Raw genomic sequence first — 19,524 nt, forward strand, 5'->3', positions numbered from 1 at the left:
TTATGGAAGAGGTCACTCGGTAGCCGACATCACCCGCAGCATGTGCACCCGCAGCGCCTCGGTCAGCTCGGGGTGCTGCGCGGCGAACTCCGCGTCGAGGCGCCCGACCACTTCGGAAGCCCGAGCCAGTAGCGACTCACCCTCCGCAGTGATCAACAATGTGGACGCCGCCCCCGCGCGCGCCGTCGCGTCGTCGACGAACCCGGCCTCGACGAACGCCGCGACCACGGTGTGGGCGCTCTGCACGGTGATGCGTGAACGCCGGGCGAGCTCGCTGAACGAGATGCCCGGCGTTCCGCGGATGTGCCCCAACAACCCGTACTTGCGGGTGGTCAACCCGAGCGGCTTCAACGCCTCGGTGAACGCGGCCTCCCACACCCGGCCCACCGTGAGCAACGTGACTGTGGGACTGAAGGGAGGCGGCTCAGACATGGAAGCAGGCTACCCAGACCACACGACCACAGCTCACGAGAATCAGCGGTGCCGCCGCGGAAGGTCGAATTCATCCGGAGGGACGTATCCGAGACGGTTCACAACGACCGCCCAACCCGGCGTGTCACCGCGACGTCAACGGCCAGAGCAAGCCGGTCGGCCTGCCGACCGGTGACCCCGAGCACCGTCGACGCGTCCGCCACCGACATCTCAGCCATACATATATCGTCGGCCGGTTGACATCGTGGACGACCGAGAAGAGCCTCGCCGTGCGATCCCCGCGGTCCCGACGTCCTATGAAGGATTCGCCGAGGCGGTGCCGTATCCCATCGCCGACAATCGGCGAACCTATCCACGCACCGGTTGGAATGATCCGGGTGCTCGGGTGAACCCCGCGGTCCGCACTTCACACCCGACCTGGAATATCTTCGAGGGCAGGGAGTTACGTCTCAGGACGAGCAGGGACCGTGCCTTCTTCTCTGCTGGTAGACCCGAGGATCACGCGCTTCTCGATTACTGCCGCACGGATATCCGCCCAGCAACGGAAGTTTCGCCCGCGACCAGCCTCTCGAGACTCCTCCGGTTGCCCGGTCTTCCGCTCCCGGATGACCCCAGCGCGTCGAGGGTTTATGACACGGGTCGGTGGCGTCGACGCGGTGGGACGCCGACGCGATGGACACCCCGACTTCTCGGGACGAGGAGATAAAGCATCGCGCTGGATCAGATGTCGTAGTCCACGACGACCGGTGCGTGGTCACTCATCCGTCGATCCTCCGCGGGTTCCCGATCGGTGCCCGCAGCGACGGCGGTTCGGGCCAGGCCCGGGGTCGCAAGGTGGTAGTCGATCCGCCACCCGACGTCGCGCGTGAACGATCCGGGGATCCACGACCACCACGAGTACGGTCCGTCGACACCCGGGTAGTGCCGGCGGACGACGTCGACGAGGGTGCGCGGCGAGAGTAGTGAATCGAGCCATTCACGTTCCTCGGGGAGGAACCCCTCGGCCTGATTGCTGCGCCGCCAGTTCCGGACGTCGTAGCGGGTGTGTGCGATGTTGAGGTCGCCCATCAGCAGCAGTTCTCTGCCCTGCGCGCGTGCCGCGCGACGCGACCTCCCCAGTTGTCGTGCGAATGCGTCCAGAAAACGCATCTTGCGCGCGTACCGGACGCCGCCGTCGGGTTCGTCCCGCATGCGGCCAGGCTTCTGCAGGTGCGCCGGGACGCCACCTTTCGGCAGATACAGCGACGCGACAGTGATCGGCGCATCTGCGAGATCGACTTCGATGTAGCGGCCTTCGTCTGCGAATTCTTTCAGTCCGCGCGCCAACGGCACTCGCTCGAGTTCGATCGGCTCGCTGTGATCTTCACCGGGTGCCCGCACCAAAGCCCTACCGCTCCATGTGCGCACCGCCGCGGGAGGATGCATCGTCAGGATCCCCACACCGTTGCGGCCCGGGAGTACTCCCTCTTCGTAACTGAAGTGGTATTTGCCGAATACTCCGGGCGGAACCGCCGCGGCAGGAGCACGCACCTCTTGCAGTGCAACCACGTCGGGCTGGCGCTCACGTAGCCACTCTTCGAATCCGCGGCGCTGTGCCGCACGGATTCCGTTGATGTTGAAGGTCGCGATACGCACGGAGTACCAGTGTAGGGACCGAAGGTCAGTCCATGAGGAACGGCAGGACCGCGGCCGCGAAATCTCCGGCGCGATCGCGGTGGATGCTGTGGCCGCACCCGATCTCCCGCGCCGTTCCGTCCGGTAGCGACGACAGCGCCGCAGCGAGCAGCGTCGGGTCGACCATACTGCCGCGGCGGACGCCACGCAGCAACAGGGTCGACGATCGGACGTGTGAAAGTTGCTCCCACCACAAAGGATTCGGGGTATGGAATTGGCTCACCACGGTCTCGGTCATCGACCGATCGAAAGTGAAGAGGGCGCGCGGATTGAGGATCATGCTGCTGGTGGCATGCCACAGTTCGGCGGGCGTCGGACGGCCGGCGGGAATCTGCGGAACCGGATCACCCGCTCTCAAGGGCAACGGGGCTTCCTCGAGTACCAGCCGCCGGATGAGCTCCGGGTGCCGCTGTGCGATCAACGAGCCGGTGTGTCCCCCGAGTGAGTGGCCGACCAGATCGATCGTGTCGAATCCCAGGTGGGTACACACACCCGCGACATCTGCGGCGAAATCGTCGAACCTATACGACTGCGCGCGACCGCTTCGGCCGTGGCCGCGCAGATCGACAGCGACGACACGTCGCCCCGCCTTTGCCAGAATCCGGGAGAAACGCGCCCACGTGCGACCGTCACCGCCGAGTCCGTGCACCAGCACGACCGGCACCGGGTGCGCGCGACCGGTCGGCGCGGTCTCGCGGTACGAGACCACGACACCGTTCGGTTCGGCCGTACGCACGAGACTGTCCACGACCGCCGAGCCTACTCAGTCGTAGACGCCCTCCACCCGCCAGCCGTCCGCGCCGTAGATGACGAGCAGTGCACGCGAGCCGTCGAGCAGCACCTGGAGCCGGGCGACGTGCCGAGCCGACGCCGGATCCCACCAGTACTCGTCCACCGGCCACGGGCCCGCCCATCCGATCACCGTCCAGCTGCGACTTCCCCATCGCAACCGGGCCGGCCGCCCGTCGAGCACACCCCGTTCCGTGACGGTCACCGGCGCACCGGACTCGTCGTCCAGTGCCACGACGGGCGGTTCGTGCAGGACCATGGCGGGCGCGGGCGGGGGGAGCCGACCGGGCCAGGGAGCGTCCGGGTCGGACGCCGGCACCGCTTCGTCCCCCACGGGCACGAGGACGACGCGTTCGCCCGGTCCGCGACCGCCGCTGAGCACTCCCATCTGCACCGCATCGCCGCCGAGAAGCCCTTGGACGCGGACCAGCGCTCGTCTGGCCCGTTCGTCCTCGTCTCCTACCCCACCCCACAATCCCAATTGCAACGCACCCGAGGCCACCACTTCCACCGGTTCCAGACGCAGCATCACGATCCCCGCGGTGGGGCGGGAAACGCTGCGGCCGGTGAGCCATCCGTCGAGTTGCCAGCGCACCCGATCGGCGGTCCCGTCCGGAGTCAACGGTTCGGCGCAGCGCCAGGTCCGGGAGTGCTCCTCGCCGTTTCCGGTGCGCGCGGCGACAAGCAATCGCGTGCATGCCACCCCCGCCGCGGCAAGGCGGACATGCAGTAGCCCGGCCAGCGTGCGACCGGCGAACGCGGCCGCGTCCACCCGATCGATCGGCGGATCGCACGGATATTCCACCACCAGGTCGGGAGGGATCGCCCGGCCCGACGGTGGGCGTTCCGGCAAGCCTCGCGCACTCCGGTGCGCGGCGACCGCGTCGGAACCGAACCTGGAGGCCACCTCGGCCGGGGTCAATGCGGCGAACGTTCCGATCGTGCGCATTCCCAGCCGACGCAGCAGGTCCACCGTTTCCGTACGCTCGGGAGCTGCCAGTGCCGGTTCCACCGCCAGTTCCGAAATGGGCAGGGGCGCCAGGAATCCGGCACCGGCACCGACGGGAACGAGGGTGCCGCGCCGGGCCGCGAGCACCGCGGTGGACAACTCGTCGGCGATGCCGACCTGGCACTCGACTCCGACTGCGGCAACGGCGTCGACCAAGCTTTCCGCTGCCGTCTCCTCCGAGCCGAACCATCGGACGACACCGCGAGCAGCCAGCACCACCAGACCGGAGCGCAGCACCTCCACCCCCGGAGCGACCGCATCGATCGCGGACACCACCGACTCGAACCGGATTGCATCACGGTCGGGGTCCGACTGTGCCACATACAGTTCCGGGCATCGTGCTTGTGCTTCCCGACGGCGCAGGCCGCGTCGTACTCCTGCGGCGCGTGCGGTAGCAGAACATGCAATCACCCGATTGGCAGCGATCACCGCGATCGGGGTGGTCGCGGGCAGCTCTGCGGACGCCGCGGCCGCCACCGCCGGCCAGTCCGGGCACCACACCGCGACCACCCGAGCCGGAGCTTGCGCGGGCACGTTCATTGCGCCACCCGCCCGGCACCGTCACCGATGCGACGGGGTCCACCGGCCTCCCACAGCACTCTGCTGCGCTCGGCGCACACATCGATCTGGGTGGTGCGTGGAGGAAAAGCCCGCCCGTGCGCCCGTACCGACAGTCGCGTTCCGCACAGCCTCCCGAGGCCGGGCCCGTCCACTCCGTCATAACCACTGACCTGCGCCTCGAGCCGGACCTGTGCCCCCTCCCATCTCCCGTCTGTGACGATCAGGACAGCCCCTTTGCTCCGGGCCCTGGCCGCGACAGCACGTGCCCGGGTCGGCGGGACGGAGGCACCGCCCAGCCCGAGGACGACGAGATCCATCCCATCGAGAAGCACCGCCGCAACCTCGACGGGATCGGGCCCGGGATCCGGAACCATCGCGAGGCGTTGCAGATGCGCTCCCATTTCCGCCGCAGCGAGCAATCCCAGCCGCCGCTGACCTATGACCGCGGCGTGCCCCCCGGAGGAGGTCACGGAGGCCAGCACCCCCAGCAACAGGGAGGCCGCACCGGAAACCGAGACGACGGTGCCGCGGACGAGACCACCGTGCGGCAGCAACTCGGCAAGCGGCCCGGGTACCGGAAGCACTCCACGGGACGGGACCTCGGCAGGCTCCGCCACCGGTGTCGGGCGGGAGACCTCACCGCGCGAGGGGACAGCGGCGATCCGTCGTCGCAGCGTCTCTATCTGCTGCGCCCGCTCCAGCCCTGCTTCTTCGTCACCGATCGGAAATTCGGCTACCTCGCCCACCTTGCACCCCTGTCATCCGCCCGCCGCGTTGCACACGACCGGCCGACCACGGGGAAGACGTGGCCCAGCGCGAATTCGTATTCGAACATTCATTCGAACCATTTCAGTAGACCCGATGCGCTCGCTCGCCGTCAAGTGAGCGACCGGCCACACCTCGCAGTCTCGCCTCCGGCGACCCCGACCCCATCGATTACCCTTGGCAAGGTGGTCGATCAGGACAGAGCAGGACGAGTCGTCGGCCCGGACCACTTGGTGGCCGGGCGGTATCGACTCGATTCCAAGCTCGGCGGTGGCGGCATGGGAGCCGTCTGGCTCGCCCGCGACACCAGACTCGGCCGCAACGTAGCTGTCAAGCAGGTGATCTCCACCGCCGACCTCGACCACGCCGAAGCCGAGGAGATCCGCCGCCGGGCACTACGCGAAGGCCGGGTCGCGGCCCAGCTCACGCACGAACACGCCATCTCCATGTACGACGTCGCTCTGCATTACGGCGAGCCGTGGCTCGTCATGGAGCATCTGCCCTCTCGGAGCCTGGCGCAGGTGATGAACGCCGTCGACACGCTGCCGCCGTACATCGTGGCCCAGATCGGGGCGAACGTCGCCGACGCTCTCACCGCCGCACATGCAGCCGGCATCGTTCACCGCGACGTCAAACCCGGCAACATCCTGATCGCCGAGCGGGGCGAGATCTCCGGCGTCGTGAAGATCAGCGACTTCGGCATCGCGCGGGTCAAGGGCGACAACGACCCGGCAGGCGTGATCATCGGAACGCCCGCGTATTTTGCCCCCGAGGTCGCACGCGGCAACGACCCGACCGAGGCCAGCGACGTCTTCTCACTCGGCGCGACTCTCTACACCGCCATCGAGGGCCAGCCGCCGTTCGGTTTCGAGGCCGACTCGATCGCTCTGCTGCACCGGGTCGCCCGCGCCGAGATCATCATGCCCACGAACACGGGCCCCCTCACCGACATCCTCCTGTCGATGCTCGAGCCGGACCCTGCCCGTCGGCCGACGATGGCCCAGGCCCGCGACCTGCTCGCCGCGGTGACGCTCGGTCCCGGGGGCACGGCCGCACAACTCCGCGGACGACCCATCGTGTCGGAGGACGGGACGGTTCCCTCCTGGGCGCAGCGCGCGACCCCTCTCGCGGAGCCTCTCCGCGGTCGTGGGTCGTTCGTCGACCGGCCGCTCGGCGAGATACCGCCCGGGCACAAGACGCAGGGACCGTCGCCGAGCAGGAGAAGTTCGCCCCCTTCCGGGCTGCTGGACCGCCTCCTTCCGAACGGCCCGGTACCCGACTCACTGCAGGACAAGGTCGTCGCCTACGCACCGCTGGCGATGGCAGCCATGGTCGCGCTGCTGGTCGCAGCGCTCGTGGCCGCCCTCGTCATCAGCTTTCTCGTGACCTGACCTTTCCCGATTCCGCGTAGGCAGGATCTGCGGTCCGCCCGGCAATGTCGGACGGGTATGTGACGATCCGGCTCCCACCCAACAGAGGGAGCAGACCGTGAGCACTCCACCAGCGGATCCGACCATGACAGCGATCACCGACGCCGTGACTCTGGCTCGCGCGGGACGCGCCTCCGACGCTCGTGCTGCGCTCGAAGAACTGTGGGCCGGGATCGGCCCCGGAGGCGACCCGCTCCATCGCTGCACCCTCGCCCACTATCTGGCCGACCTGTACGACGACGCGGCAGCCTCACTGGAATGGGACATCAGGGCACTGGCCGCCGCCGACGATATGGACGACCGACGCGTCCGAGAACACCACGAGTCCCTCCGCATCCGCGGCTTCTACCCGTCGCTGCACCTCAACCTCGCCGACGACTACCGACGCCTCGGCGACTTCGACTCGGCCGCCGGTCATCTCGCGGCCGCCCGGGACTACGCCGATGCCCTCGCCGACGACGGCTACGGAGCGGGCGTCCTCGGCGGAATCGACAACGTGGCCGCAGCGATCGCCGCGAGGACTACGGAGCGCCTGGCGACACACTGAGGGCCGGTCAATCGATGCGGCGCCGGTGTGCCCATCGCGTCAGCGCATTGCGATTGGACTGCTGGGTCTTGCGAAGCACGTTCGACGCGTGGGTTTCGACCGTCTTCACCGAGATCACCAACTCTTCGGCGATCTCGCGGTAGGTGTAACCGCGGGCGAGCAATCGCAGTACTTCGAGTTCCCGCGGCGTCAGGGAATCCAACTCGGGATCGAGCGGGGGTTCCGGCGCGGAAGACCTGCCGGTGAACGAGTCGAGCACGAAACCCGCGAGCCGCGGGCTGAATACCGCGTCTCCCCCGGCCACCCGGCGTACCGCGTCGGCGAGGTCGGGTCCCGAGATGGTCTTGGTGACGTATCCGCGCGCGCCGGCACGGATGACGGCGATGACATCTTCGGCTGCGTCCGACACGCTCAGTGCGAGACACACCGGACCGTCGGTGATGCGGTTGAGCACGGCCACTCCGCCACCGTCGGGCATGTGCACGTCGAGGAGCACGACGTCGGGCCGGGCAGCCTCGATACCGGCGACGGCCTCACCGACACCGCCGGCCTCCCCCACGATGTCCATGTCGTGTTCGCGCCCCAACTCGGTGCGGACACCCGACCGGAACACCGCGTGGTCGTCGACCAGGAAGACGCGGAAACGGCGGACGTGCTCGGAAACCTCGGACGCTGTCACCGGGGTCGAAATCACTGCGTCTGCTCCTCGGGGTGGGGGTCGGTCACCTCCCACTCTAAGGTCGTCTCCTCGCTCTGCTCGCGTCCGGCGCGCGGCATGTGGATGCGAATTTCGGTGCCTTTGCCCGGATTCGACTTCACCACCGTCCGTCCGCCGCGGCGTTCGATACGGGTGCGGATCGAACGAGCAAGTCCCTGGCGATCTCCGGGCACCGCATCGGGATCGAATCCCACGCCGCGGTCGCGGACGAACACACTGATCTGGTCCGGTTCGACTTCTGCGAACAGATCGACGTTGTCGACCTGCGCGTGCTTGGCAGCGTTGACGAGTGCTTCGCGCGTGGCGCCGAGAACGGCGGTGACAGCTTCGGGCGACATGTCGTCGTCCGGTGCCACGTCGCCGACGATGACGGGCACGACCGACACTCCGTGCTGATCCTCGACCTCGCCCGCGATCGTCCGCAGTGCTTCTGCGAGGGAAGTCCGCGGCGACTCGTCTCCACCGAACAGCCAGCGTCGCAGTTCGCGTTCCTGGCTGCGCGCGAGCCGAAGGACTTCTTGCTGATCGGCAGCCTGCTTCTGGATGAGGGCGAGGGTCTGCAATACGGAATCGTGCAGGTGGGACGCAATTTCTTCGCGCTCCTCGTTCCGGACGCGCGCAGCACGCTCGGACTCGAGCGCCCGCCACATCCGGATCCACAGCGGTACGGACAGCAACGCGGCACCGATCAGGGTCACCACCACCGCCAGGAGCGAGGACCGCAATGCCGCCACGTCGACCTGGGCGAGGACTATCACTCCCAGTCCCGTGACCACGAGCGTGAGACCACCGAGGACGCGGGCCCACGTGAGCACCGTCGGCCTGGCCGGCAGACCGAAGACCGATCTCGGTCCTTCCGCGTCGAATTCTCGCCACACCAGGGCCGCGCCCACCGCGACCACCAGAACCGGCGTGATGACCGAGGCCGCTCCCCCGCTGAAAAGCCACGACAGGCCCACAGCGAGGGCAATTCCCATGACCGCCAGCCCCACCGCGCGTCGACGTTCCCCCGGCTCGGGGCGGGTACTGTCCGATCCCGGCGGCACGAACATCCACAACAATCCGTATGCGACGATGCCGACGCCGCCGAGGGCGGCCAGGATCGTGAACGCGACCCGCACCTTGGTGACGTCGATTCCGAGGTGATCCGCCAGTCCACCGGCGACGCCGCCCACGACACGTCCGCCCACCCGTCGCTCGAGGCGCGGGACGGGGAGGGGTGATCCGGCTACAGGCTGCACGTATCGATACTGACACGGTTGCACCCGGTACGGCATCGGGGACGGACCCTGATGTCAGGGTGTTCCGCGGCGCCGGAAATCAGGGTTTCTCCCCGATGTGCCCGATGCTGCTTCACGACAGGATGGTGCCATGACCACGAGGAGCTTCCCCGAGCAACTGTCGGATATGTGGCGCACCCGCCCGGTGCGCCTGCCGGAACAGGGACATGTCGCCGGTGTGTGCACGGGGATCGGAATGCGCTACGGCGTCGACCCGGTGCTCATCCGCGTCGCCTTCACCGTATCGGCGATCTTCGGTGGCGCCGGAATCGTGCTGTACCTGGCAGCGTGGGTGTTGTTCACGCGCCGCGGCGATCAGGTGTCGCCACTCGAATCCCTGATGGGACGGGGGAACAGTTCGGATTCGTCCACCAAGGTGATCGTCATCCTGGTGGCCCTCGCGATCGCGGCGAGCGCTGTAGGCCCGGTCGGAGCCGGCTTCGGAGGTTCCGGATTCATCGGTGCGTTCCTGATGCTCGGCGGCTGGTGGTTGCTGTACCAGCGCCAGCCGGAACCTCCGGTGGGATTCCTCCCGCCGGAAGGAGGATTCACCGCTGACCCGTCCGCATCTCCGGAGCAGCCCTTCCAGCAGGGCATCTTCTCGCACGGAATGTTCATGCACCAGATGTTCACGCGGAACGCGTTCGGGCAGACGACCACCTCGACTCCGCCCCCCAGCGGATTGGCCCCCGGCGACCCCGGCTATCTGACAGGCACGCCGGAGGCGACGGCGGGCACGACGCAGGAGGGAACCACGCCGATGAGCACGCCGTCCGGCACGCCGAACCTTCGTAAGGAACCGGACCCCGGAGCGCCGACGAAGGACTCCTCGCCGGCTGCGCCGGGTCCGCCGGCATGGGATCCCCTCGGCGTCGCGCCGTTCGCGTGGGATCTTCCCGCACCGGCACCTGCCCGTGATCTCGTTCCCACCGGAAAGAGGCGCTCGCGCCTGACCACCACCGTTCTCGGACTTGCGGTGCTCGCTGCGGCAGCCGCAGGAGCGGTCGCCGTGGCCGGCGATGTCGCGTGGATGACACCGGCCCGGGTCGGCGCGATCGCACTCGCGGTCATCGGCGCCGGCATGATCGTGGGTGCGTTCCTGCATCGCGGGCACGGACTGCTGGTCGTCACCGGACCGCTGCTCGGCTTCGTGGTCCTGGCCTCGATCATCGGTCCGATGGATCATTCGAATTGGGGGAATCGCCACTGGGCGCCGACCTCGGCGGCAGAACTCCAGCCCGCCTACGCGTCCCATTTCGGTGAGATGACACTCGATCTGCGAAACCTCGAGCTCACCGAGGACTACACGGTCGACGTCGACGGCAGCTTCGGCAACGTCGAGGTGCTGCTGCCCGAGAATCTCGATGTCCGCACGACGTGTTCGGTCGACGCCGGCGAGATCACGCAATGCCCCGAGCCCGGCCTCGACGGAGGGCGTGACGGCGAAAAGGGGCCGGTCCTGACCTTGGACGCGGCTGTCGACTTCGGAAACCTGGAGGTGCATCGTGGCTGAGTACGACACCGCATTCGATACCGGATCCGCGCAGGAAGGCCGGTGCCGGCGCGGCCCCTCGATCCTGCTCCTGCTCTCCGGCGTCGTCGCGCTTCTGGTCAGCGCGTGGGCACTCGTCGGACCGTTCTCCGTGGATTTCCTCACCACGTTCGACGGGGGATGGATTCTGGTCGGGGTAGCCGTCGTGATCGGTGCCGTGCTGGTGTTCCTGCCGAACAGGCGCTCCAAGTAGACGCGGCACCGACACCGACGCATACCGGTCGCAGGCTCGCGACCGGGATGCGTCGTCCGGGTCGGAGTGCCGGGGGCGAGTCAGGCGCAGGCGCGCGATGCGGCGACCGTCGAGTTCGGTGACGGTCAACCGGTTTCCGTCGAGAGCGAGGCTTTCGCCCACCTGCGGCAGGTGCTCCAGCCGGTAGAGGACAAAGCCGGCGACCGTGTCGTACGGGCCCTCGGGTAGCGCGATACCGGTCCGCCGAGCGAAGTCCTCGACGTGCAGTAATCCGTCGATGTCTTCGCGCAACGCCGGGCGTCCCGTGCCCGACGCGTCCGGACCGGGCGCACCGTCGACGGGATCGAACTCGTCACCGATCTCGCCGACGATCTCCTCCACGATGTCCTCGACCGTGACGATGCCTGCGGTGCCGCCGTATTCGTCGACGACCAACGCGATCTGCGCATTGCCCCGTCGCATCACCGTCAGAGCGGCAAGAGCCGGCTTCGATCCCGGCAACGCCACGATCGGCCGGCACAGGTCCGCGACCGTGCCGTCGGGCCGATCGATCAGCAACAGGTCGCGCAGGTGCACGAACCCGATCACATGGTCGGCAGTGTCCGCGATGACGGGATATCTCGTATGACCCAGCCCGAGAGCGAGGGCGCGAGCGTCGGGAATCGTGGTGTCGGCCCGCAGGAAATCGACTTCCGTGCGGGGCCGCATCACCTCCCCCAAATGCCGGGAACCTACGTCGAACACCTCGGTGAACACGCTGCGTTCGTCCTCGGACAGCGCCTCGAGACCGACGAGCATGTCGCGCAGTTCCTCGTGCGTGATCTGCTCGTTCTTGAGTGACGGGTCGGAACCGAGAAGGCGCACCAGCGCATCGGTCGAGACCGAGAGCAACCGGATGACCGGCCGCATGACGGTGGCGAACCGGTCGAGGGCCGGTGCCGTGGCCAGCGCCATCCCCGTCGACCGCTGCAACGCGATGCGCTTGGGTACCAGTTCGCCGAGAACCAGTGACAGGTAGGCGATCACCAGGGTGGTGCCGATCAGGGCGACAGCATCGGCTGCGGCAGGCCCGAGACCCCATCCCCGCAGTACCGGTGCCAGATCGGGCGCGAGGGTCGACGCTCCGAAGGCGGCAGAGAAGAACCCGGCGACCGTGACGCCGATCTGGACGGCCGACAGAAACCGGTTCGGGTCACGCGCGAGTGCGGCAGTGCGGCGACCCCGGCCCCCACGCCGCGCCAACTCCCGAATCTGGCTCTCACGCAACGACACCAGAGCCATTTCGGTAGCGGCGAACACCCCGCCCACCAGAACGAAAACGAGGACCGCCACCACGTTGACGAGCGTGCCGCCGGTCACGTCGGCAACCTGCTGCCGGTGCGGCGGGACTGAGAGCTCAGGCCGTGGTCCATGTTCCGCGCTCCTCGCCGGTGACCTCTCAGTCTAGGCGGAGGGCGCGGCGTCCCGGAGCAGGTCGAGGGTGCTCGACCGGCCCGGGGCGTCCTACGAGTTCGGGGAACTCACTCCCATTCGATGGTTCCCGGCGGCTTGCTCGTCACGTCGAGCACGACGCGGTTCACCTCGGTGACCTCGTTCGTGATGCGCGTGGAGATGCGCTCGAGCGTCTCGTACGGCAGTCGCGTCCAGTCCGCGGTCATGGCATCTTCGCTCGAGACCGGGCGCAGGACGATGGGGTGGCCGTAGGTGCGGCCGTCACCCTGCACGCCCACGCTCCGCACGTCGGCGAGCAGCACGACCGGGCACTGCCAGATCTGGCCGTCGAGCCCGGCAGAGGTGAGTTCCTCGCGCGCGATGGAGTCGGCACGACGAAGAATCTCGAGTCGCTCGCGGGTGACCTCACCGATGATGCGGATACCGAGGCCCGGGCCGGGGAACGGCTGGCGGCCGACGATCTCCTCGGGCAGTCCGAGCTGACGTCCCACGGCGCGCACTTCGTCCTTGAACAGCAGGCGCAGCGGTTCGACGAGTGCGAACTGCAGATCTTCCGGGAGGCCACCGACGTTGTGGTGGCTCTTGATGTTGGCGGTGCCGGAGCCGCCACCCGACTCGACCACATCGGGATACAGCGTGCCCTGCACGAGGAACTCGACGGTCTCGCCCTTCTCGGCGCCCTCGCCGAGCACCTCGGACACCGCGCCTTCGAAACTGCGGATGAATTCGCGGCCGATGATCTTGCGCTTGGTCTCGGGGTCGGTGACACCGGAGAGCTCCCGGAGGAAGGTGTCCGAGGCGTCCACGGTGACGAGGCGGGCGCCGGTGGCGGCGACGAAGTCCTTCTCCACCTGCTGACGCTCACCCTCCCGCATCAGGCCGTGGTCGACGAAAACGCAGGTGAGGCGGTCACCGATCGCGCGCTGCACGAGCGCCGCCGCGACTGCCGAGTCCACGCCGCCGGACAGCCCGCAGATCGCGCGTCCGTCTCCGACCTGTGCCCGAACCTGCTCGATGAGGGATTCGGCGATGTTGGCTGCCGTCCAGCTGCCGGGAATGCCCGCGATGTCGTGCAGGAAGCGGCTCAGGACCTGCTGGCCGTGCGGTGAGTGCAGGACCTCGGGGTGGTACTGGACGCCCGCAAGTCGCCGGGCGCGATCCTCGAAGGCGGCAACCGGGGCACCCGCGCTCGTCGCGGTGACCTCGAAGCCCTCGGGAGCTGCGGTGACGCCGTCCCCGTGGCTCATCCATACCGGCTGCGTCGCGGGCAGACCGTCGTGCAGAACTCCGCCGGAGACCTCGAGCTCGGTGCGGCCGTATTCACGGGCGCCGGTGTGCCCGACGGTGCCGCCGAGTGCCTGGGCCATCGCCTGGAAGCCGTAGCAGATGCCGAACACCGGGACGCCGAGATCGAACAGCTTCGGGTCGAGTGTGGGCGCGCCGTCTTCGTAGACGCTGGAGGGACCACCGGAGAGCACCACTGCGAGCGGATCCTTCGCTGCGATCTCGTCTACGGCAGTGGTGTGAGGCACGACCTCCGAGTACACGTTCGCCTCACGGACGCGCCGTGCGATCAGCTGCGCGTACTGGGCTCCGAAGTCGACGACGAGGACCGGCCTGGACTGCTGGGTTTGCGACACCAGAACAGTCTAAGCGGCCGCGCCGGGTGCCCCCGCCGCGGCCGGACCGGTGGAGGATCAGGCGGCCCCGGTCGAGCCCGTGATCCCGACGATGGGCAGGTGCAGCGCCCCGGGGGCACCCTCGGGGACCACGGGGTTCTTCGGTGCGATCGGCTGCAGCCTGCGGTAGGCCTCGCCCTGGGCCGGCCGCTGGTCCTGCTCGCCCTTGTTGGGCCAGAGTGCCGCGGCACGTTCGGCCTGCGCTGCGATGGTGAGCGACGGGTTCACCCCGAGATTCGCCGATACTGCCGCTCCGTCCGCGACACTGAGGGTGGGGTAGCCGTGCACCCGCTGGTACGGGTCGATCACGCCGTGTTCGGGATCGGTTCCGATGACTGCGCCGCCGAGGAAGTGTGCGGTGAGCGGAATGTTGAAGATCTCACCCCACGTACCTCCGGCGACTCCGTCGATCTTCTCCGCGATGCGACGGGTCGCCTCGTTTCCGGCGGGGATCCACGTGGGGTTGGGCTGGCCGTGGCCCTGCTTGCTGGTGACCTTCCGGCTGCCGAAGAGCCCCTTCTTCGTGTAGGTGGTGATCGAGTTGTCGAGGTTCTGCATGACGAGGGCGATGATCGTCCGCTCGCTCCAGTTCCGCACCGACAGCATCCGCAGCATCTTGCGCGGATTCTTCGCCACCTGACCGAGGAACTTGATCCAGCGCGGAGTGGGCCCGTCGCCGTCGGTCATCAGGGTCTGCAGCAACCCCATCGCGTTCGAGCCCTTGCCGTAACGCACGGGCTCGATGTGGGTGTCGGGCGTCGGATGGAACGACGACGTGATCGCGACGCCCTGCGTGATGTCCAGATCGGGATGCACCTCGTACATGCCCGCGCCGACGATCGATTCGGAGTTGGTGCGGGTCAGTTCGCCCACGCGATCGGAGAGCGCGGGCAGCGCACCGGTGTCCTTGAGGTGGTGCAGCAGGTGCTGGGTGCCCCACGTACCGGCGGCGAGCACGACGTGCGAGGCCGTGTAGGTACGGCGGCCCTTGCGCAGCCACGCGCCGGTGCGCTCGGTGATCACGTCCCATGTGCCGTCGCCGGCCTCACGGAGATCGGTGACGGTGGTCAGCGGAATGATCTCGGCTCCTGCGGTTTCCGCGAGCCCGAGATAGTTCTTGACGAGGGTGTTCTTCGCGCCGTGACGGCAACCCGTCATGCACTCGCCACATTCGATGCAGCCGGCGCGATCGGGTCCGGCACCGCCGAAGTACGGGTCGGGCACGGTGCGCCCCGCTTCACCGAAGTACACCCCCACCGGAGTCTTGACGAACGTCTCACCGACGCCCATCTCGTCCGCGACCTCCTTGACGACCTTGTCCGCCGCGGTCATCCGGCTGTACTGCACGACACCGAGCATCCGCTGCGCCTGCTCGTAGAACGGGCTCAGCTCGTCGTGCCAATCGGTGATGCCGGCCCACTGTGCGTCCTCGAAGAACGGAGCCGGGGGCTTGTACAAGGTGTTCGCGTAGTTGAGCGATCCGCCGCCCACCCCGGCGCCCGCGAGAATCAGGCAGTCACGCAGCAAGTGGACGCGCTGGATACCGAAGCATCCGAGCTTGGGTGCCCACAGGAAACGCCGGAGGTCCCAGCTGGTCTTCGCGAAGTCGGCGTCGGCAAAACGACGTCCTGCTTCGAGGATTCCGACCTTGTAGCCCTTCTCCACCAGGCGGAGCGCGGTGACGCTTCCACCGAACCCGGATCCGACGATCAGAACGTCGTAGTCCGTAACCCGCTGCTGACCCATGGCACCTCCACCGAACGGCATTTGTTACCGGTCAGTATGCACACCGAAGATGTGATTACCGGCACGAGGCAACCCTAACCGTTACCGGGAGTTGCACCAAGACCCCGAACAGCGAATACGGCTGTGGCCGAATGCCGCCTTCACGCCGCCGAAGCGACGCGGGGAGCATTCGGCCACAGCCGAGCAGATTCGTGCGGTGCTGCGTCAGGCGCGCACCGACAAGCCCACCTTCTGGAATTCCTTGAGATCCGAGTACCCGGCCTTGGCCATCGAACGGCGCAGACCGCCGACGAGGTTGAGCGAACCGTACGGATCGTCGGACGGCCCGTTCAGGACGCGCGCCAGACTGGGCCGCTCGTCGTACGCGACCTGGAGCACCGCACCGCGAGGCATCGACGGGTGCGCGGCCACCGAGGGCCAGTACCAGCCGTGTCCGGCGGCCCCTGCCGCCACCGCGAGCGGGGCGCCGAGCACCGCGGCGTCGGCACCGCAGGCAATCGCCTTCGCCAGATCACCGGCGGTCTCGATATCTCCGTCCGCGATCACGTGGACGTACCGGCCACCGGTCTCGTCGAGGTAGTCGCGGCGAGCGGCAGCCGCATCCGCGATCGCCGTCGCCATCGGGATTCCGATCCCGAGCGAAGGACTCGTGGTGGTCGCCTCCGCTGTCGATCCGAAACCGACGATGACGCCCGCGGCACCCGTACGCATCAGGTGCAGGGCCGTCCGATGGTCGCTCACGCCGCCGGCAACCACCGGCACATCGAGCTCGGAGATGAACGTCTTCAGGTTGAGCGGCTCGTCCTCGCCGTGCGCGACGTGCTCGGCGGAGATGATGGTGCCCTGCACGACGAGCAGGTCGATGCCGGCCTTCACGAGCGCGGGAGTGAGGGCGCGCGCGTTCTGCGGACTCACGCGCACCGCGGTGGTGACGCCCTCGTCACGCACCTGTGCGACCGCGGCGGCCAGCAGGTCGGGCTTCAGCGGGGCCGCATGCAGCTCCTGCAGGTACCGGATCGCGGCACTGGGGTCCGGATCGGAGTCGGCGATCTCGGCGAGCCGGGTGATCACCGCGTCGACGTCGGCGTGACGACCCCACAGGCCCTCACCGTTGATGACACCGAGGCCTCCGGCCTTACCCAGCTCCACCGCGAACGACGGCGACACCAGGGCGTCGGTGGGGTGCGCGAGGACGGGAATGTCGAAGCGGTACGCATCGAGCTGCCACGCCGTCGACACCTCCTTCGACGAACGCGTCCGCCGGGACGGAACGATATCGACGTCGTCCAGTTCGTAGGTGCGGCGAGCCGTGCGGCCCATGCCGATTTCAACGAGGTCGCGCACGCGCGCCCCTTTCTCCTGTATTGACGGTGCTCCCGTCACACCTGAGACGGGGCATGCTGCGGACTCGTGGCCCTACCGGGCAGCGTAGTTCGGTGCCTCCGCGGTGATCGTGATGTCGTGCGGATGGCTCTCTTTCAGGCCTGCCGCGGTGATCTGGACGAACTGCGCGTTCTGCAGTTCCTCGATCGTCGACGCCCCCGTGTAGCCCATGGCCGCCCGAAGGCCACCGATGAGCTGGTGCGTGACCTGCTGCAGAGGTCCGCGGAACGGGACACGTCCCTCGATTCCCTCCGGCACGAGCTTGTCCTCGGACAGCACGTCGTCCTGGAAGTAGCGGTCCTTCGAGTACGACTTGGCTTCGCCCCGGCTCTGCATCGCGCCGAGCGAACCCATGCCGCGGTAGCTCTTGAACTGCTTGCCGTTGACGAGGATCAGCTGGCCGGGCGACTCGGTCGTGCCGGCGAGAAGCGAGCCGAGCATCGCAGTGGACGCGCCGGCCGCGAGGGCCTTCGCCACGTCTCCGGAGAACTGCATGCCACCGTCGGCGATCACCGGCACACCGTGTGCCCGTGCCACCGTCGATGCTTCGAGAATCGCGGTGATCTGAGGCGCACCCACACCGGCGACGACACGCGTCGTGCAGATCGAGCCGGGACCGATACCGACCTTGACGGCGTCGACGCCCGCTTCGATGAGCGCCGCCGTTCCCTGCCGGGTCGCGACGTTGCCGCCGATGATCTGCACGCGCTCGCCGACCTCGGCCTTGAGCTTGGCGATCATCGACAACACGTTCGACGAGTGACCGTGCGCGCTGTCCACGACGAAGACGTCGACACCGGCGTCCGCCAGCGTCATGGCACGAGTCCACGCGTCGTCACCGACGCCGACGGCCGCGCCGACGAGCAGACGGCCGTCGCGGTCCTTGGTGGCGTTGGGATGCTGTTCCGTCTTGACGAAGTCCTTGACGGTGATCAGCCCGGTGAGCTTGCCCTGACCGTCGACGATCGGCAGCTTCTCGATCTTGTGACGGCGCAGCAGCCCGAGTGCGGCCTCTGCGGTGACGCCTTCGCGCGCGGTGACGAGAGGCGACTTGGTCATCACCTCGTAGACCGGCCGGTTCTGATCCACCTCGAACCGCATATCGCGGTTCGTGATGATCCCGACGAGCTGGCCTTCGTCGTCGGTGACGGGAAGACCCGAGATGCGGAAGCGCGCACACTTCGCGTCGACCTCGGCGAGCGTGTCGGTCGGCTTGCAGGTCACGGGATCGGTGACCATGCCCGCCTCGGACCGCTTCACGGTCTCGACCTGAGCGGCCTGCACGTCCGCAGGCATATTGCGGTGCAGCACGCCCATACCGCCGACACGGGCCATCGCGATGGCCATGCGCGACTCGGTGACCGTGTCCATGGCGGAGCTCACCAGCGGTGTACGCAGGCGGATGTCGCGGGTCAGCTGACTCGAGGTGTCGACCTTGCTCGGGACGACGTCGGACGCCGCCGGCAGCAGCAGCACGTCGTCGAAGGTCAGTCCCAACATGGCGACCTTCTCGGGGTCGTCACCGCCGGTGTGCACATGCCCTCCGGTACTACTCATGCGGTTCGGACCCTCCGTTGACGATCGATGGGTGCGGACGGCAACCGTCCGGCATCGGAAAATTGTGGTGTGCAGCGATGCCGACCTGCAGAACCGCCGCCTGCGCTTCCCGTTCCGGCACCGCCGGAGCCGGGACTACGCGCACATGTCCATGATATCCGTTGGCCGGAACTGTCCTCGCTCAACCCTGGCACCGTGGCCGTTCCGGTGCGGATTCGACACGGGATGCGGCCGGGTTGCGGCGTGTCCGGGCCGTTCCGCTGGCGCAGAACCCCTCGGGCTGCGTACCGTGGAGTCGTGCGTGATCAGTTGCCCCCCGGGCTTCCCCCGGACCCGTTCGCAGGAGATCCCGACGATCCGTCCGCAGCTTTGGACGCGATCGAGCCGGGTCAGCCACTCGATCCTGCCGAACGCCTCGCGGTGGAAGAAGACCTCGCCGACCTCGCGGTCTACGAGGCATTGCTGGCTCCACGTGGAGTCCGCGGTCTCGTTGTGTGCTGCGAGGATTGCCACCAGGACCACTACCACGACTGGGACATGCTCCGGGCGAACCTGCTGCAGTTGCTTGTCGACGGCACCGTCCGTCCGCACGAGCCTGCGTTCGATCCCGCGCCCGATGCCTACGTGACGTGGGACTACTGCCGCGGATACGCCGACGCCTCGATGAACGACGCGTTGCCGGTGGACCCGTACGGACGAGAGCCCTGACTCCCCCACACTCGACGACAACGAGGGCCCAGCAGCGTCGCTGCTGGGC

At 68.0% G+C, this 19,524-nt stretch carries 15 protein-coding genes and 1 pseudogene; 4 read left to right on the forward strand and 12 right to left on the reverse strand.

The features are described from left to right. Positions 1-12: 12 nt before the first annotated feature. From TVH25_RS03000 to TVH25_RS03020, 5 genes are all read right to left on the reverse strand, one after another. Positions 13-432, reverse strand: a complete 420-nt coding sequence (locus tag TVH25_RS03000; protein ID WP_422423328.1) for a MarR family winged helix-turn-helix transcriptional regulator — start codon at positions 430-432, stop codon at positions 13-15. A gap of 720 nt (positions 433-1,152) precedes the next feature. Continuing rightward, positions 1,153-2,067, reverse strand: coding sequence for an exodeoxyribonuclease III (locus tag TVH25_RS03005; protein ID WP_422423329.1), 915 nt, complete (start codon positions 2,065-2,067; stop codon positions 1,153-1,155). A 25-nt stretch (positions 2,068-2,092) separates the two neighbouring features. Next, positions 2,093-2,854 carry an alpha/beta fold hydrolase gene (locus tag TVH25_RS03010; RefSeq protein ID WP_296551775.1) on the reverse strand — a complete coding sequence of 254 codons (762 nt, stop codon included), beginning with the start codon at positions 2,852-2,854 and terminating at the stop codon, positions 2,093-2,095. A 15-nt stretch (positions 2,855-2,869) separates the two neighbouring features. Continuing rightward, a complete protein-coding gene (locus TVH25_RS03015; protein ID WP_422423330.1) occupies positions 2,870-4,444 on the reverse strand; it encodes a DNA polymerase Y family protein in 1,575 nt (524 codons plus the stop codon). Beyond that, the gene (locus TVH25_RS03020; protein WP_422423331.1) at positions 4,441-5,211 is read right to left on the reverse strand and encodes a hypothetical protein; all 771 of its coding nucleotides are present in this window, start codon (positions 5,209-5,211) and stop codon (positions 4,441-4,443) included. Before TVH25_RS03020 ends, TVH25_RS03015 begins: the two co-directional genes overlap by 4 nt. Positions 5,212-5,415: 204 nt before the next feature. Between TVH25_RS03020 and TVH25_RS03025 the strand changes: the two genes are divergently transcribed. Together TVH25_RS03025 and TVH25_RS03030 are read left to right on the forward strand one after the other, a co-directional pair. Further along, complete coding sequence (locus TVH25_RS03025; protein ID WP_169619915.1) at positions 5,416-6,621, forward strand: serine/threonine-protein kinase; 1,206 nt, start codon at positions 5,416-5,418, stop codon at positions 6,619-6,621. A 97-nt stretch (positions 6,622-6,718) separates the two neighbouring features. Continuing rightward, a complete protein-coding gene (locus TVH25_RS03030; RefSeq protein ID WP_422423332.1) occupies positions 6,719-7,207 on the forward strand; it encodes a hypothetical protein in 489 nt (162 codons plus the stop codon). 7 nt (positions 7,208-7,214) lie between these two features. On the opposite strand, the gene TVH25_RS03035 is transcribed toward TVH25_RS03030, so the two are convergent. Continuing rightward, the gene (locus TVH25_RS03035) at positions 7,215-7,901 is read right to left on the reverse strand and encodes a response regulator (RefSeq protein ID WP_422423333.1); all 687 of its coding nucleotides are present in this window, start codon (positions 7,899-7,901) and stop codon (positions 7,215-7,217) included. Continuing rightward, positions 7,898-9,166, reverse strand: coding sequence for an ATP-binding protein (locus tag TVH25_RS03040; RefSeq protein ID WP_296551772.1), 1,269 nt, complete (start codon positions 9,164-9,166; stop codon positions 7,898-7,900). The genes TVH25_RS03035 and TVH25_RS03040 overlap by 4 nt, the downstream gene beginning before the upstream one ends. 130 nt (positions 9,167-9,296) lie before the next feature. On the opposite strand from TVH25_RS03040, the gene TVH25_RS03045 reads away from it, so the two are divergent. Then, positions 9,297-10,718 (forward strand): PspC domain-containing protein, encoded by a 1,422-nt coding sequence (locus tag TVH25_RS03045; RefSeq protein ID WP_169619918.1) that lies wholly within the window; start codon positions 9,297-9,299, stop codon positions 10,716-10,718. Between the two features lie 310 nt (positions 10,719-11,028). Here the strand turns inward: TVH25_RS03045 and TVH25_RS03050 are convergent. From TVH25_RS03050 to guaB, 5 genes and pseudogenes are all read right to left on the reverse strand, one after another. After that, positions 11,029-12,309 (reverse strand): annotated as a pseudogene (locus tag TVH25_RS03050) (hemolysin family protein); the annotation flags it as partial. A 161-nt stretch (positions 12,310-12,470) separates the two neighbouring features. Then, positions 12,471-14,042 carry a glutamine-hydrolyzing GMP synthase gene (gene guaA / locus TVH25_RS03055; RefSeq protein ID WP_422423334.1) on the reverse strand — a complete coding sequence of 524 codons (1,572 nt, stop codon included), beginning with the start codon at positions 14,040-14,042 and terminating at the stop codon, positions 12,471-12,473. 57 nt (positions 14,043-14,099) lie between these two features. Further along, positions 14,100-15,827: a GMC oxidoreductase gene (locus tag TVH25_RS03060; protein ID WP_422423335.1), complete on the reverse strand. Its 1,728-nt coding sequence runs from the start codon at positions 15,825-15,827 to the stop codon at positions 14,100-14,102. Positions 15,828-16,031: 204 nt separating this feature from the next. Continuing rightward, positions 16,032-17,171, reverse strand: a complete 1,140-nt coding sequence (locus TVH25_RS03065) for a GuaB3 family IMP dehydrogenase-related protein (RefSeq protein ID WP_422423336.1) — start codon at positions 17,169-17,171, stop codon at positions 16,032-16,034. 72 nt (positions 17,172-17,243) lie between these two features. After that, complete coding sequence (gene guaB / locus TVH25_RS03070; RefSeq protein WP_169619924.1) at positions 17,244-18,767, reverse strand: IMP dehydrogenase; 1,524 nt, start codon at positions 18,765-18,767, stop codon at positions 17,244-17,246. Between the two features lie 297 nt (positions 18,768-19,064). Between guaB and TVH25_RS03075 the strand changes: the two genes are divergently transcribed. Next, on the forward strand, positions 19,065-19,475 hold the full coding sequence (locus TVH25_RS03075) for a DUF5319 domain-containing protein (protein ID WP_169619925.1): 411 nt from the start codon (positions 19,065-19,067) through the stop codon (positions 19,473-19,475). The last annotated feature ends 49 nt before the right edge of the window (positions 19,476-19,524 follow it).

The sequence above is a fragment of the Rhodococcus sp. 7Tela_A2 genome, from assembly GCF_049311045.1.
GTDB lineage: Bacteria > Actinomycetota > Actinomycetes > Mycobacteriales > Mycobacteriaceae > Rhodococcus.